Source organism: Paenibacillus oceani (genome assembly GCF_014705615.1).
Taxonomy (GTDB): Bacteria; Bacillota; Bacilli; order Paenibacillales; family NBRC-103111; genus Paenibacillus_AB; species Paenibacillus_AB oceani.
Genome location: NZ_JACXJA010000011.1, coordinates 23923 through 37699, shown reverse-complemented (window position 1 = coordinate 37699; position 13777 = coordinate 23923). Strand labels below are relative to the sequence as shown.

Genomic DNA, 13777 nt, shown 5'->3' with positions numbered 1-13777 from the left:
TTAAATGTTGCACGATTATGCCGAAATATACAGGATATGCGCCGTTTGTGTCGAAATGAAATCCTGAAAACAGGAAATAATCGGAGATCGTGCTTGACCTTCGATTTGGAATAGGAGGGTAACGGCTTTGGAACACCTTATTCAAAACATTCGGTATAACGAGGGCGCATTTCCTCGCGAGGAACTGCAGCAAATCATCGAACGGAAAGAGGAGGCTATTCCTCATCTGCTTCAAATCATGAACGATCTGAATGAAGATTACGAGAAGGTGATCGAACGTCCGGAACGGATCGATTTCATTTACGCTTTTTACTTGTTGGCACAATTTCGGGAACAAGCCTTATTTCCGATCCTGATCGAGATTTTGTCTAAGCCCGCCGGGATTTGTGAAGAAATCTTTGACGATTCCATTACGGAAGGTGTAGGCCAGGCACTCGCTTCTACTTACAACGGGGAAATCGAATTGCTGCAGCGATTGATCGAAAACACCGAAGCGAATGAGTATGCGCGAGGGCAAGCGTTAGTCGCTTTAGTTATTTTGGTTTTGGACGGTCAGCTCTCCAGAGAGTTCGTCATGGACTATTTCAAGCAGTTGATCAACGACAAGCAAAAGCGTTCAGAGGACAGCTATTATCTGAATACAGAGATCGTATGCTGTTGTAATGACCTTTATCCGGAAGAGGTTGCTGCGGATATTCAGCGATTGTATGAAGATCGGATTGTAGAAACGATGATAATCGGAATGGACGATGTCCGTGGGACACTAAAGAGAACGAAAGAAGCCGTCTTGCGGGAGAGCGGGCAGTATGACAAATATCGGCTTATTACCGACACCATCGAGGAATTGCAGGGCTGGGCTTGTTTTCAACCCGATGCAGATTCTGAGAATGCATACTCCGAGTTAGAATCCTACTTCGGGGCGGAACCTAGTGCGTTTTATGAGAAACCGAGGATGAATCCGGCAGTCAAAGTTGAAAAAATCGGCCGGAACGATCCCTGTACTTGCGGGAGCGGCAAGAAGTACAAAAAGTGTTGCGGGGCGTGAGAAATGATAAATAAACGTGGGTCCAGTCATCGCAAACCGGCAAAATTAAGTGCAACCGAACGTGTTCATCTTGAAACGGTTGTCAGTCAATTTATATCAAAATCTTCTTTAAGTGAGATTGTCCACCGTATAGAAATTAAAGCAGGGCGAATATATTTGTATCGGCTGCACGAACAATTTGGCTGGAATAATCCAGAGCTGCAATTCATCAAACCGCTGATCGATGGCAAATATGCAGAGTTCCCTATGGCTCGATTTACATTGCAAGATTCCCGCGGTGAAAAATGCGAGGCGGATTATCAGCGGCATACCGGTCAGTGGGTGAACTTGTTCACCGGCAATATGATGGAGAGCTTGTCATTTGTTGAACAAAAGAACAATGGTTTCAATAGATGGAGTAGGGCGTAAATCGGGGAGGATGAGTACAGTGTCTTACATCGACCAATACAAATTATATAGACAAACGCAAGTACACCTGCACACAAAAATTTTAGAGGCTTATGTCCATGAAACGGAGTTCAAGCAAGCCGCCGGGCTCATCGGGATTCTGAACAACCGGAATCAAGTGGTTATTGAGACGGAAGCGGATCATGATGCTCTATGTGATTTTAATATTTAGGAAATATACGGGAGGGTAAGAGCCTGTTATCCCGATTCGCAGACAACCATCTTTCGGAGGACCCTTTGGAAAAGGAATTGCTGGCAGCTATGCTTCAATCGGAGTCATCGCTGTATGAGATAACGGAGGTCGATCAGAAGGAAGGGGTTCTCGTACTGCATGATGTGCTCCACAGTTCGAACCAACCTGTCAAACTGGTCGATCGAGGTTTAAGCGGAAGCGTGCAGGGCTCTGCTCTGGTATATACCCGACTGATCCACCTGGAGAAGTTTACCATGACGTCCGGCTTAGGTTTTATGTTCTCGATGAACCATAAGGACTATATTCTGAACAGAAGCAGAAAGATGCTCAAAAAAACAAAACATGGCGATCGTTCGGTAGACACGTTTATCGTATTCTTTCATCTCAACCGCTCGGACGGGCTTCCCGTATTGTTCGAGAACGTAACAACGTAAGGCTGTCTTCCATATCCGCTGGGCCGCTGCGGTAACCCGTGCGCCGAAGCGGGCGGTCCAGGGAGGAGGGGGATTATGAATGTAGACCTTCTTAATGAGCTAAAGGAAGAGCTGGATCGGTGTAGACCTTTGCCGTCTGCGGCAGTTAGGAACCTGGATGAAGTTTATCGGGTAGAGTGGACCTATAACTCAAACGCAATCGAAGGTAACACATTAAGCCTGCTCGAGACCAAACTTGTATTAGAACAAGGGCTCACGATCGGCGGCAAAAAACTTAGGGAACATTTCGAGGTTATCAATCACTCGGAAGCGATCAGTTACGTTCAAGATATCGTTCACCGGAGTATCGAACTAACGGAGCATGTAATAAAATCGGTTCACCAGCTGGTACTTACAAATATAGATGATGCTAATGCCGGTCACTATCGGACGATTCATATGTTCATATCCGGCTCTCAGCACACCCCTCCGCACTATACGCTGGTCCAGGAACAAATGGAGCAATTGGTTCAATGGTATGAGGAGCATAAAGACATCTTGCACCCGGTTAATCTTGCTGCTGAGTTTCATTTCAAATTTGTTTACATCCATCCTTTTTCGGACGGCAACGGGAGAACGGCACGGTTGTTAATGAATTTAATTTTAATGAAGCATGGCTATCCGCCCGCTATTGTCAAAGCGGCCAGCGAGGCTCGCCTGAACTACTATGAAAGCCTGGAAGAGGCAAGCAAAAACGGCAATTTGAATCCCTTTCTCGAACTTATAGGCGATTGTGTAAAGGATAGCCTGCAAAGATATATTTCAGTCGTGAAGTAACAGCGGGGCGGACGTCCCGCTTTTTTTGTTTGGGGAGCAAGCCGCCTTCCAAGTTTTTCTGTGAACGGCCGCTCGCCGCTATTCGGTCCTATTTTCCATCAGCCATTCCTCTCCTCATCAAAGTCTGCAAACTGGATCAAGCCGCATCGGAGGACGAAGCCGGAGGAAGTATACGTCACTTCTAAATCCCCAACAAAAACAGTGGGAGATGCTTGAGCTGATACACGCGCCGTTATTTGCTGACCCTTTACATCGTATTTGACGATCGAGCCGAAGCCCAGGGCTTCGTTCCAACTGCCGGCATCAGACCGGTTATAGACATTCTCCACGCGAGTCCCTTGTACATCCAACTGGACGGATATCTGATTATCACTGCTGATGATCTTATTCGTTGTTTGTTGCTCGATCCAGGCTACCGGGTCTTCAACGAGGATCTCGTTAAGCATCGCGTCCAGCACATGAATGTCTTCCTCGAGCACGCCGGTCCCGGTTCCTATCGTTAGGATGACGATGATTTCATCGTTTGCATCGGCATTCAGATCGACGGCGTACAACCGGGGAGAGTAAATGGGGTTAGTAACCGTGGCCCAGTCGAATTGTCTGCTCCGATCTCCGCTAGTAACGGTTATTCCCTCCAATAAATCGCCCTTCGGCATGCTTTCAGCCGTCAGGTAAATGTCCCGGAGAGCAGCTAACTGTACCGTTTCGGCTGCTTGTTCTGTTCCTATAGTGCCGTGAGCTTCTTTGTGCGTTTTAGCGGGCGTGTAATTCCGTTCATCTGAGCTGTGTCCCAATAGGAGTACCAGCAGCCAAGCGATGTAACATGTCCGGCTTACGTTCATTACATGCACCCCTCTTATCCCGCGTTACCTCGGACGGACGTTATCCTTATACGACTCCCCAAACATGGAAAAAGTTCGTTATAAGTTAAATTTATCCTTCGGGTTCCCCGGAAAAATCAATTTCATACAAATGGTATCTTTATGCAGCTAACGATATCACAGACAATGTTCCATGAGGGAAGCGCCGCACAGCTATATCGATCAGTCGGCGATCTCTACTACACTTGAAGGAGTGATGATGTTTGCATGCGTACACATTCATAAAACAGCCGGTGAGAGGGCTTTGCTCGTGAATTATTAGTTGAACTAATGGCCTCCATGGTTAAGCGGAGTCGGTAAACCCCAGGAGTTCAGCTTATGTAGTAACACCTCTCATTAGGCATATGGGAGGCAAGACGGACATGATGCTGCTGACAAATATGATAAAAGGGCTGGAGCACGACGCGCCCGCCAAACTGCTGATCGAGCGCTGGGCGCATGACGAAGGGACGTTAACGTTCTGGAGGGCGAGCAGCAATTTTGTTTACCATTTCGAGAGGGACGGTAAACGGCATTGGCTCCGGTTCATCCATGAAACGGACAAGACGGTCAGCCGGATTCAGGCCGAGTTGGATTTCATGCTGTATTTGCTGGATCACGGCTATCCGACCGTCGCTCCGGTCCGCTCTACGAACGGAGTCTGGATCGAAACGGTATTAACGGAGGACGGTTTATACTACGGGGTGGTGTTTGAGCAAGCCAAGGGCAAACATGTCCCGATTGCTTCGATGTCAGATGCCCATCTGGCGGGGTGGGGGAAAACTCTCGCTTCCCTTCACAGGTTATCCAAAACGTATACGTCGGGAACGGCCTTGCCAAGAAGCTGGGAAGATGCGCTGGCGTTTATCGCATCGGTGCTGCAACGTTACCCGAGGGAAACGGTGCTTCGTCATGAACTCGAACGACTGCGAGGAGAGCTCGCCGAGCTTCCATCGGGTACCGGGCATACCGGGCTGATCCATTACGATTTCGAGACGGATAACCTCTTTTATTCCGATGAGGAATCGCGTTATTACGCAATCGATTTTGACGATGCGATGATCCATTGGTACATGATGGATGTGACGTCCGCCATATCCGATCTTCTGGAGGGGGAGGGAGAAGAAGCGGAGCGAAGCATCCGTTCATTTCTGGCCGGGTACAGATCCGTCCGGGAACTGGACGAATCTGATGTTCGCCTGATCCCCGTGTTCCGGAGATTCGAGGCGCTGTATACGTTCGCGCGGCTGCTGCGCAGCGTAGAGGGGATGGATATGTCGCTATCGCCGGACTGGGCACTGCAGCTCCGGGAGAAGCTGATGGGCTATTGTGACCGGATACGCGATCAGTTCCGCCCGAAGGTCGAGCTGAAGCCGGTCGATGCGGATAATTGGTACGATTGTACGCAGCTGCAGGTCACGGAGGAGCAGACCGACGTCTTTCCGGTGCAGACGGTCTATTGGCTGGCGGAGTCGGCTTACTGCGGGTTTACGCCGCTTGCTTTGTACACGGGCGAACAGATGGTGGGTTTGGCGGTGTACGCAGTCGATCCGGATGACGGAAGCTACTGGATCATGGCGTTTATGATCGACCGGCTGTTCCAGGGCAGAGGTTTGGGACGATCGGGCATGGAGGCGCTTGTCCGTTATATGAAGGAGAAGCACAATTGCGACAAAATCGTTCTCGGCCATCGGCCGGACAATGAGCGGGCGGCCGGGCTGTATGCCTCTTTCGGGTTTGTGGAAGTAGACCGGAGCCAGCTTGAAGTGACCCGGGAATTGATAATTCCCCGTTAAAGAGGTTGTTCAAAAAGCCCACTGAAAACCGGACTTTTTGAACTCGCACTTAAAGGGGAGTTTCGCGAGGGGCGACGGCCGGTCTATGTGGGCCGGTCGCGGCCCTCGCTTTGTAAAAGTACGGAAGTCGCCCCAACTTTGAGCATTCATTGCTCGTCCCCGTCGTCTTTCACTTCAACGACGATCTCCGTTTCCATCGTAAAGCGTTCATCGTTTATCAGGTTGTCGAATACGATGCCGACCGTATACACTCCTTGATCCAATAACCACGGTTCCGGGTACGCAGCATTGAAGTTATTGGAATCTGAAATCCCGCTCTTCATATAGTTCAAATTAATAAGAGGGTTCCACGATAGGGAGGAGGTGAACACGGTATTGTTGCCGATCGGCTCCTTTTTCAAAAAGTCTTCGGTAAAATCGCCGGATGCATGTCCGTCGGCGTCGGTAATGTAGAACCTTAGTATGGGAGCTCCATGACCGATCGTAACTTCCTGTTCGCCCGAATACATAAAAGTTCCCCATATGTCTAAAGGCTCATCATGTGCATATGTTTTTTTGCTGGAATGAAGGAGAAGTGTAAAGTCTCCTTGCTTCTTTACGGAGCTTACTTCGGATTTCTTGCTCCGGGGCGTCGGAAATACGATCTCGATGTTTCGTTCCTTCTCTTGGTAAGAAACTTGGCCGCCCATGCTTTCTACCAATGCTCGGACTGGCGCATAGGCTTTTCCGTCATAATTCAGAAGAGGGCCTTCCAGATGTAAGGGGGTCTTACTAGGACCCGCGGTTAGGTTAAAGGAGTATAACGTTGTCTCTACCTTGTTGGAAGTAAAAGCTTGATTGGGGAGGGCGATCGTGATCAGCGCCAATAATATCAATGGTTTGAAAATTTTTTTCACAAAAAACCGTCCTTCCATGACTTGGTTGTGTACTATTCATGATAAAAGTAATATATTACTAATATGGAAATTATATGTTTTAATAACTCTGCAGGTCAATATGAAGGAGAGTATTAGGCTTTTCACTGTATTAGCGATTCCTGGAGTGAGTTTGTTGAAGGCACTTCAACAACGGAGAAGTCGGAGGCTGTTATGTATAAAAAAGGTCTGATTGTTGCTGTTGTTGCAATGATACTCTTAGCGGGCTGCAACACCAAAAAGCCGATCGTAGATGAGTTTACAAAATACGAACTGCCGTTACTTGAACAAAAGGGTCCCGGTCAGATCACACATCGAATTCATCACGATGGCATGTATCGTTCTGAGCAGTACGCTGCAAGCTCGACTCTAGTAATAGACCCTGACTACTACAAGAGTCGGGAAATTGCTAGAGGCGATGTCGTTTATTACAAAACGAATGCAACCGAAGAAGAGATTAATAATAAAAAAAGAGCAGAGTACGATGTCTCTAGGGTAGTTGCTCTGCCCGGAGAAACTCTCAAGGTGAAGAAGGGCCAGATCTACATTAATGATCGTTTGCTTGATACCTTATATGGCAAAGAATATTATACCGACGGATTTATTAATGGAACCGACCAAGCTCTGAATCTGGATCAGCAGATCTTACTCTTAGAAGGGCAATTTCTTCTCGCAAGCGATGTATGGTGGAGAAGCGGATTTACCGAACCACAGCCCAAAGAAACGATTAAAGGCAAGGTCGTCGGTTGGATGAAATCTCTATAGAGTCTTGACGATGGAATTACAAACACAATTCGCTAAACGGAAAGTTGAGAGCTATCGTAGTCCGTTGAGCAATTTATCCGCCCGGTCTTGCATGCTCAGTCGAGCGAGGCGAGTTTTTGCAGAATCGCATCTGCGCATTTTTCCGGGGTATTTACATGTGTGTGGACAGTACATATATATTGTATATCTGCTGCCATCAATTTGTGTTGCTCATCCGATTGGTCTTCGGTTCTATTTCCACGTCGTATATTTCGTTGACGGCAAATTTCCAAAGGGCAAAACAATTCAAAGATATAAAGAGGATATCCGGTAAAGATGGTTTTTACTTTTTCATAGTGAGGTTTAATTTCAGGTCGTTCTACCAAGATGCCGTCAATCAGTACATTCTTGCCATGGTCAGAAAAAAGTCTGGCGGTATGATACATCATGACAATAGCATCACTTAAATACTTCCAGTAATCTTCACGAAGATAACGTTCACCTATCATTTCTTCAAATAGATCATTTGCAACAACATAATAAAATTCATCCGACTTTAACTGAATGGCATCTACGATAGATGTTTTTCCCGAACTGGTTACGCCGTTTAAGAATACGATTTTTCCTTTGCTCATCACTTAACTCCCTATCTGTTTTGTATAGGTAGATTTTAACATTTTTGCTGACAACCAGGGTAGAGAAAACAATTATAGTTGAACGATATTGCCCTCTTAGCCTAATGCCGTACCAAGTCTAAGACCCAAGAAGTAAAATAAAACCCGCCTTAAACCTTCCGGTCAAAGGTGGGTTATTAGTCTATCATTCATCACAGTCTCTTCATACTGCCTACTCTGCCAACCCCTACAACCTCCCCACCGACCAAACACCAGGTACCAGTGCCCGCAGGCAATAAGCGTCGCCGGGACTGACCGCCAGCTGAGTGACGCCGGGAAGCCCGTTTTCCTTGAGGTTATTCGTTCCGCTCGCGACGAGGTTAAGGAGGCCGCCTGCCTGTGAACCGTTGACTACTACGTATTCGAGTCCCAACGACTTGCCGGCATCCGGTAGATGGACGTCCACAGAGCCCGTCTGAGCGGCAGGTAGAAACAGCTCTACACCAGCCAGCGCTCCGTCCGTTAAGGTCACACTCTGATTGAGCTCGAAGCGGGGACGAACTCCGGCGAATTGCAGCTTGACGCTGTCCGCCTGTCGATCGCTTGAGGGCGGATCAGGGTGATCGCGCCCGGGCCCGTCATTCCTTTGCTTACATCATCCGCTGTGACGTTGATCGAGAAGCCGGACCGTTCTCCGTTGCTGGCCGGATTCGTAATCCCCTCCATATTCGGATCGATGACTGAAATATCGGTGCCGACCACCTCCGGCGCATTCGGAATCCACCGGGCCCATTCGACTCCTTTTCGTTTGGAATGGAGAATCGTCGCTTTCCGGATGACGATTTGCCCGAATATTTTCCGGTTCAACCGGATGCCGCCGTTGGACAAGTCGGGATAGGCAAATCGCAGCGCACCGACGGGGCCGTCCTCGAGGGAACGGTAGTTTTCCACATATACGTTGAAGAACGGATCGGCGACCGCCGGACCCGAGAGGAAGCCGGGCACGAGTTGCAGTCCTCCCCGAAGGTTGTGGCTCGTCTGCACATCGATTAGTGAAATATCGATATAAGCGCTCGCTACCGCATTCGGTTCGATATCGATGCCGTACGCCGGAGGCGTAGACAAGATCGCGCCTGTGCGGCTGTAGCTGCCGCCGACGACTCTCCCTTGCTTCACCGCCGTGACGGACAAGCCCTGCCGCCGGTTGGAATCGGCGATGCAGTCCTGCAGCGTAATGTGCTCGGGGATCGGAAGGGTGCTGGCGGCCGAATTGTTGCCGATGTAATACCCGAATCCCCATTCGCCGCTCGTCCCGGTATGCGTCTGCACATCGCCGACAATCCACGGGCGCACCAGCGTCACATGCTCGCGTCCTTGCAGATTAAACAGCACGTATTCGGCTAACCCGTTAGGCTTCGCCTGAAATTTAAAGAGCCCGTCGAACCAATGATAGCTGTTGCTGGGCGGTTGAATTCCCCCGCCGAACTTGCTGGCCGGATAAGCGGGATCGGCGCAATCGATGAGCGGGGCCAGATCGCCTTCGTAATAATAATGCGCGGCGTTTCTGGCATAGGCCGCCTTCACTCTGGCGGTACAGTCGACTCCCGATTGAACGCCCGCTTGCTTCATATGGATACCGCCGGAAACGTTCATAACCGCCACTTTGCCCGAAGCGGCGAGAAGGAAATCGATGATCTGATCCGGCGTGCCCGCGTAAGCCGATGTGCTGACCACGGTGTAGACGGCTCCGCCGCCATCGCCCGCCGCGTAATAACCGCGAGTAACGATCTGTTGCCCTTCGTGCGCAGCGGTTAAGCTTTGCAGCTCCGTGATGTCGCTGACAGTCCGGATCTTATCGTCGCCCGATGCGTCGGCGTGATCCAGGGTCAGCAGGCTGCCTGCGATCAGGGCGGCCCCGGCCGCACCCGCCGAGCCGAGCAATACCCTTCTGCTCATTTTGCGATCCATCTTGAGGCGCCTCCTCTATATCCACGAATAACGGTCCAGTGACTTCCGGGCGGCAAGCCTGGCGTGTTGCACACCAGTAGCAGGTTTACGAAAACTACGGTTGCAAAGAAAACGGTCTCTTTCCCAATGAACTCAAAGTACCACGGCCGGACGATCCTGTATATGGAAATTATGGACTTTCGCTATGCAGAAACGGTCATTTTCCGCAGAACACATTCGGTCGGCGAACCCTCGTCTTTATGGATTGACAAATCCAGTAAATTCTCCGTATAGTCGAATGCAAGAGAGTTACATCCCTGCTCCTGCAACATTTTTGTGAAGGCGCTTGCATAAAAGATTGTCCGAGGTGCCGAACTCACCTTACCGACCCAACCAACCTAACGGAAACGGGGTGCCGTCCGTATGTTGATCAAATCGTTAAACCAATACAAGCATCCGCGCAACTTTCCTTTCTGGATTCAGCGCAACCGCCACGATGAACGCGATATGCCCCATCTGCACATCCATGAGTTCGTGGAGCTGATCTACGTAGCCTCGGGGCGGGCAACCCACCTGTTTCAGGACATCTCCTACGAGATCGGGGAGGGGGATGTGTTCATCATCAACCCCGGGGAGAAACACGGTTATATGGTGGGAGCGGGGCAGAACATTCAGGTCATTAACTGTTTGTTCGAGCCCGGCTTCATTCCGGTGTACTTGTTGCGCGAGCTGAGTCTGTCAGATAGGCTCGACTTCTTCTACGTTCAGCCGTTCCTGAACGGGGACGCCCGGTTTTACCACAAGCTGAAGCTGCGCGGCGAGACGGCGGATAAGACGAAGGGAATTCTCGAGGAGCTGCACCAGGAGATGCAGCAGCAGAAACCCGGATATCAGGCGCTGGTCCAACTGAGGATGACCGAGCTGTTCATCCTGCTGTCCCGGTATTACAACGAACGGAATACGAACATCGGCATGCCGAGTTCCAGCGAGCTGCTTGTTCGCCGGGTGTGCGGTTACGTCGAGCGGCATTACGATCAGAAAATTACGCTGCCGCTGCTGTCCGAGCTGTTCTACATCGGCGTCCGGCAGTTGAACCGGCAGTTCAACCGCCACCTCGGGACGAGCGTGATCGGTTACGTTCAGCGAATCCGCATGGAACGAGCGAAGCGTCTGCTCGTCGAGACGGACGAGAAGATCAATCAGATCGCCGAGCTTGTCGGCTATGAAGATGCCGCCTCGTTCAGCCGGACCTTCACCCGGGAGGTCGGCTGCCCGCCGGGGAAATACCGGGAACAGAGCCGCTGATGCTTCTGGGCGGGCGGAAGAGGAGGGAGTGGCCCCATTTTCCCCTAAAAATAGGGTTTGCGTCGGAGTTACGCCGCTCTCCTCCCGGAGTATAATTGGGATAGATTGCTAACCGACTACATACAGAAAAGAGGCTGAAGTCATGCTGCCGCTATCCGATCCGCTATGGCGCGAGCTGCGCGGTCCGTACGGATCGTCCGAGGAGGTTCCCCTCCTGCTCACCCGGCTGCAGGAGCAATACGACGCCGAGGACAAAGACAAGTTGATCTGGGAACATCTGTATCACCAAAATACGCTGTACAGCTGCACATACGCCGCCGTTCCTTATTTGGCCGTGCTTGCGCACAATACCGATAATCCGGAGACGAAGCTGGACATTTATATCCAATGCGGTATCTTCGAGGCGAATAATGGGAACGGACCGGAAAACGAGGTTGCGGCTGAATATGCCAGAGACGGGATTCAGGTCTCACCCGAAACGGCTCAAGACATCTACCGTTCCTACCGGAAGGCGGTAGCCGGACTGGGGGCCCTGGGACCAACGCTGATCGACTATGTACGGAGCGAGCAGCCGGAGTCGGAGAAACGCTATTTCTTGGCTGCCGCTGCCGCCTATGCGGGTTCAAAGGCCGCGGCTTGCATGCTGCTTACGTTCTCGGGCGGCGATGAGTATGTGTTCGGCTGTTCGGAATGCGGCGAAGATGTGTACCTGTGGCCGGAGGAGCCCGAGTGCGAGACATTAATCGTGTACAAGGACGATCCGGTAAACGAGCCCGATCAGCCGGGCAGCCGGATCGAGAGAAGAGAGCCGGAGACGATGGAGGATGGCGGCTTTCGGGTGCTGTATCGGCAGGCGGAGCTTGTCGGGGATGCTACGATGCTGCACCACCTCCCCGAGCTGGCGGGCGATACGGACTGCCCGCATTGCGGGGTTCGTCAGCACATCTGGCCGGGACTGCTCCGTATATTTAACGGATAGGCCGGCGGGCCGTGCCGGGAGGCTGCAAACCGGCGTCTGCCGATATACAAGTGAATCATGCAAGAGGACGCCTGCGGTTTCGGGCGTCTTTTTCTTTTGGCAAGAAATGACCGAATCGGCAAAGTAAAAGTCCGGAGCGGCCATGGAGCCGCGGGAGGGGCGGCGATATAGTTAGAGTTACACGGGGCATGCCGGATCGGACGGCTCGCATCGAAGCGGAAGAAAGGAGGAGGCGGTTGGCCTGCGAAGGCTGCTTATCTATAGGCAGACTTTGACGTATGAAATCGGGATTCATCCCATACTCGGGACAAAGGGGTTATACGATGAAAAAAGTTACTTATTGGACGCTGCTTCCGGCGCTGTTCGGCTCGCTGCTGACGGGATGCGCGAATGGAGGCGGCGCAGAGCCCGCACCCGGCGCTAAGCCGGACGATACTCCGAAGAAGCCGGCGGAGCCGGTCGAACTGATTTTCTACAGCAATTCGGGCGAGGCGGAAGAGAGCTTTAACGGGAAGTTCGGCGACACGCTGCGGGCGAAATTTCCGGAGTATACGATCAAGTATACGCGTGCGGGGAAAGGCGCGTTGATTCCGGAGATTATTGCCGCGGGCGATCGCGTCGACATCATTTACAACGTGTTCGATTATGTGCTGGAGCCGCTGCTGAACTATAACATTCAGTACGACATGACGGAGCTTGCGAAAAAGCACGGGGTCGATCTGGCGGCATTCGAGCCTTCGGTGATCGACGGAATCCGCAGAGCCGGTAGCGGGAAGCTGTATATGCTGCCGACCAGCCTGCAAGTGCCGATGGTGTTTTACAACAAAGAGATTTTCGATAAATTCGGCGTCCCTTATCCGAAGGACGGGATGACTTGGGATGAGATGAAAGCGATGTCTCAGAAGCTGACGCGCAAAGACGGGAGCGTCCAATATTTCGGCTTCGTCGGCTCGCAGCCGTTCTCGCTGAAGCTGAACCCGTTCTCGGAGCCGTATCTGGACGAGAAGACCGGGAAATCAACGTTCGAGCGGGAGACGTGGAAGAAGATGATCCAGACCGTCTTCCTCGATACGGATGCGGAGAACGCGCTGAAAAGCCAGGTGCAGGCGAAAAACGCTTTGCCGAACCGGATCGGGTTTACGAACACGAAAGATGTCGCGATGCTTCACTTCCATTCGGAATTCCCGATCGCCGTTCCGAAGGAACTGGAGAAGATCAACTGGGATATGGTCGCCTTCCCGACCTTCCAGGAGCTGAACGGAGTCGGAGGACAGGCGGCCGCGGTGAGTATGAGCATTACGTCGATGGCCAAAAACAAAGACGCTGCGATGGAAGTGATCAAATATCTGACTTCGCTGGAAGTCCAGACGGCCAATTCCAAGAAAGGCGTTATGTCGGTGCTGAAGGAGGAGTCGGTAAAAGCGGCGTTCGGCCAGGAAAGCCAGTTTAAGGGGAAGAACTGGAAAGGCGTATACTTTAACAAGCTGGCCCCCATCCCGTACAGATCGGTTTATGAGCTTGAGGTGGAACGCATCTATTCGGCAGCAATCGCCGACGTAATCAAAGGGCAGAAAGATATCAACACGATTATGCGTGAGACGGCGGCTCTGACGGATAAGAAGGTCGCAGAGCTGCAGAGTGCGATGAAGAAATAATCCGTACGCGATGCATGACTGGCCGACA

The 13777-nt window shown here is 51.2% G+C and carries 14 protein-coding genes; 10 read left to right on the top strand and 4 right to left on the bottom strand.

What is annotated here, in order from left to right:
• The first annotated feature begins 127 nt into the window (after positions 1-127).
• The 5 genes from IDH45_RS10680 (at position 128) to IDH45_RS10660 (ending at position 2935) form a co-directional block, all read left to right on the top strand.
• On the top strand, positions 128-1045 hold the full coding sequence (locus IDH45_RS10680) for a DUF1186 domain-containing protein (protein WP_190927397.1): 918 nt from the start codon (positions 128-130) through the stop codon (positions 1043-1045).
• A gap of 3 nt (positions 1046-1048) precedes the next feature.
• Complete coding sequence (locus tag IDH45_RS10675) at positions 1049-1453, top strand: hypothetical protein (RefSeq protein WP_190927395.1); 405 nt, start codon at positions 1049-1051, stop codon at positions 1451-1453.
• 19 nt (positions 1454-1472) lie between these two features.
• Entirely contained in the window at positions 1473-1664 is a 192-nt protein-coding gene (locus IDH45_RS10670; protein ID WP_190927393.1) for a hypothetical protein, read from the top strand.
• Positions 1665-1729: 65 nt separating this feature from the next.
• Positions 1730-2119: a hypothetical protein gene (locus tag IDH45_RS10665; protein WP_190927391.1), complete on the top strand. Its 390-nt coding sequence runs from the start codon at positions 1730-1732 to the stop codon at positions 2117-2119.
• Between the two features lie 75 nt (positions 2120-2194).
• A complete protein-coding gene (locus IDH45_RS10660) occupies positions 2195-2935 on the top strand; it encodes a Fic family protein (protein WP_190927389.1) in 741 nt (246 codons plus the stop codon).
• A gap of 98 nt (positions 2936-3033) precedes the next feature.
• Here IDH45_RS10660 and IDH45_RS10655 read toward each other — a convergent pair whose 3' ends face one another.
• Complete coding sequence (locus IDH45_RS10655; protein ID WP_190927387.1) at positions 3034-3777, bottom strand: hypothetical protein; 744 nt, start codon at positions 3775-3777, stop codon at positions 3034-3036.
• A 401-nt stretch (positions 3778-4178) separates the two neighbouring features.
• On the opposite strand from IDH45_RS10655, the gene IDH45_RS10650 reads away from it, so the two are divergent.
• Positions 4179-5591, top strand: a complete 1413-nt coding sequence (locus tag IDH45_RS10650) for a GNAT family N-acetyltransferase (RefSeq protein WP_190927385.1) — start codon at positions 4179-4181, stop codon at positions 5589-5591.
• A gap of 146 nt (positions 5592-5737) precedes the next feature.
• On the opposite strand, the gene IDH45_RS10645 is transcribed toward IDH45_RS10650, so the two are convergent.
• Positions 5738-6100 carry a hypothetical protein gene (locus IDH45_RS10645; protein ID WP_190927383.1) on the bottom strand — a complete coding sequence of 121 codons (363 nt, stop codon included), beginning with the start codon at positions 6098-6100 and terminating at the stop codon, positions 5738-5740.
• A 579-nt stretch (positions 6101-6679) separates the two neighbouring features.
• Here IDH45_RS10645 and IDH45_RS10640 point away from each other — a divergent pair.
• Positions 6680-7270: a S26 family signal peptidase gene (locus IDH45_RS10640; protein ID WP_190927381.1), complete on the top strand. Its 591-nt coding sequence runs from the start codon at positions 6680-6682 to the stop codon at positions 7268-7270.
• A gap of 95 nt (positions 7271-7365) precedes the next feature.
• Here the strand turns inward: IDH45_RS10640 and IDH45_RS10635 are convergent, their stop codons facing one another.
• Both IDH45_RS10635 and IDH45_RS10630 read right to left on the bottom strand, forming a co-directional pair.
• Positions 7366-7884 (bottom strand): phosphotransferase-like protein, encoded by a 519-nt coding sequence (locus tag IDH45_RS10635; protein WP_190927379.1) that lies wholly within the window; start codon positions 7882-7884, stop codon positions 7366-7368.
• 507 nt (positions 7885-8391) lie between these two features.
• Positions 8392-9831 carry a hypothetical protein gene (locus IDH45_RS10630; RefSeq protein ID WP_190927378.1) on the bottom strand — a complete coding sequence of 480 codons (1440 nt, stop codon included), beginning with the start codon at positions 9829-9831 and terminating at the stop codon, positions 8392-8394.
• A gap of 402 nt (positions 9832-10233) precedes the next feature.
• On the opposite strand from IDH45_RS10630, the gene IDH45_RS10625 reads away from it, so the two are divergent.
• The 3 genes from IDH45_RS10625 to IDH45_RS10615 all read left to right on the top strand — a co-directional run bounded on the left by IDH45_RS10625 (position 10234) and on the right by IDH45_RS10615 (position 13749).
• Positions 10234-11115 carry an AraC family transcriptional regulator gene (locus IDH45_RS10625; RefSeq protein WP_190927376.1) on the top strand — a complete coding sequence of 294 codons (882 nt, stop codon included), beginning with the start codon at positions 10234-10236 and terminating at the stop codon, positions 11113-11115.
• Positions 11116-11257: 142 nt separating this feature from the next.
• On the top strand, positions 11258-12094 hold the full coding sequence (locus IDH45_RS10620; protein ID WP_190927374.1) for a hypothetical protein: 837 nt from the start codon (positions 11258-11260) through the stop codon (positions 12092-12094).
• 323 nt (positions 12095-12417) lie between these two features.
• Complete coding sequence (locus tag IDH45_RS10615) at positions 12418-13749, top strand: ABC transporter substrate-binding protein (RefSeq protein ID WP_190927336.1); 1332 nt, start codon at positions 12418-12420, stop codon at positions 13747-13749.
• Positions 13750-13777 lie beyond the last annotated feature (28 nt).

What these genes read in the sequence shown, in the direction of transcription:
- IDH45_RS10640 (WP_190927381.1), top strand. Translation starts at nt 6,680, where the DNA reads ATGTATAAAAAAGGTCTGATTGTTGCTGTTGTTGCAATGATACTCTTA.
- IDH45_RS10615 (WP_190927336.1), top strand. Translation starts at nt 12,418, where the DNA reads ATGAAAAAAGTTACTTATTGGACGCTGCTTCCGGCGCTGTTCGGCTCG.
- IDH45_RS10625 (WP_190927376.1), top strand. Translation starts at nt 10,234, where the DNA reads ATGTTGATCAAATCGTTAAACCAATACAAGCATCCGCGCAACTTTCCT.
- IDH45_RS10650 (WP_190927385.1), top strand. Translation starts at nt 4,179, where the DNA reads ATGATGCTGCTGACAAATATGATAAAAGGGCTGGAGCACGACGCGCCC.
- IDH45_RS10630 (WP_190927378.1), bottom strand. Translation starts at nt 9,831, where the DNA reads ATGGATCGCAAAATGAGCAGAAGGGTATTGCTCGGCTCGGCGGGTGCG.
- IDH45_RS10660 (WP_190927389.1), top strand. Translation starts at nt 2,195, where the DNA reads ATGAATGTAGACCTTCTTAATGAGCTAAAGGAAGAGCTGGATCGGTGT.
- IDH45_RS10635 (WP_190927379.1), bottom strand. Translation starts at nt 7,884, where the DNA reads ATGAGCAAAGGAAAAATCGTATTCTTAAACGGCGTAACCAGTTCGGGA.
- IDH45_RS10655 (WP_190927387.1), bottom strand. Translation starts at nt 3,777, where the DNA reads ATGAACGTAAGCCGGACATGTTACATCGCTTGGCTGCTGGTACTCCTA.
- IDH45_RS10675 (WP_190927395.1), top strand. Translation starts at nt 1,049, where the DNA reads ATGATAAATAAACGTGGGTCCAGTCATCGCAAACCGGCAAAATTAAGT.
- IDH45_RS10645 (WP_190927383.1), bottom strand. Translation starts at nt 6,100, where the DNA reads ATGTATTCGGGCGAACAGGAAGTTACGATCGGTCATGGAGCTCCCATA.
- IDH45_RS10620 (WP_190927374.1), top strand. Translation starts at nt 11,258, where the DNA reads ATGCTGCCGCTATCCGATCCGCTATGGCGCGAGCTGCGCGGTCCGTAC.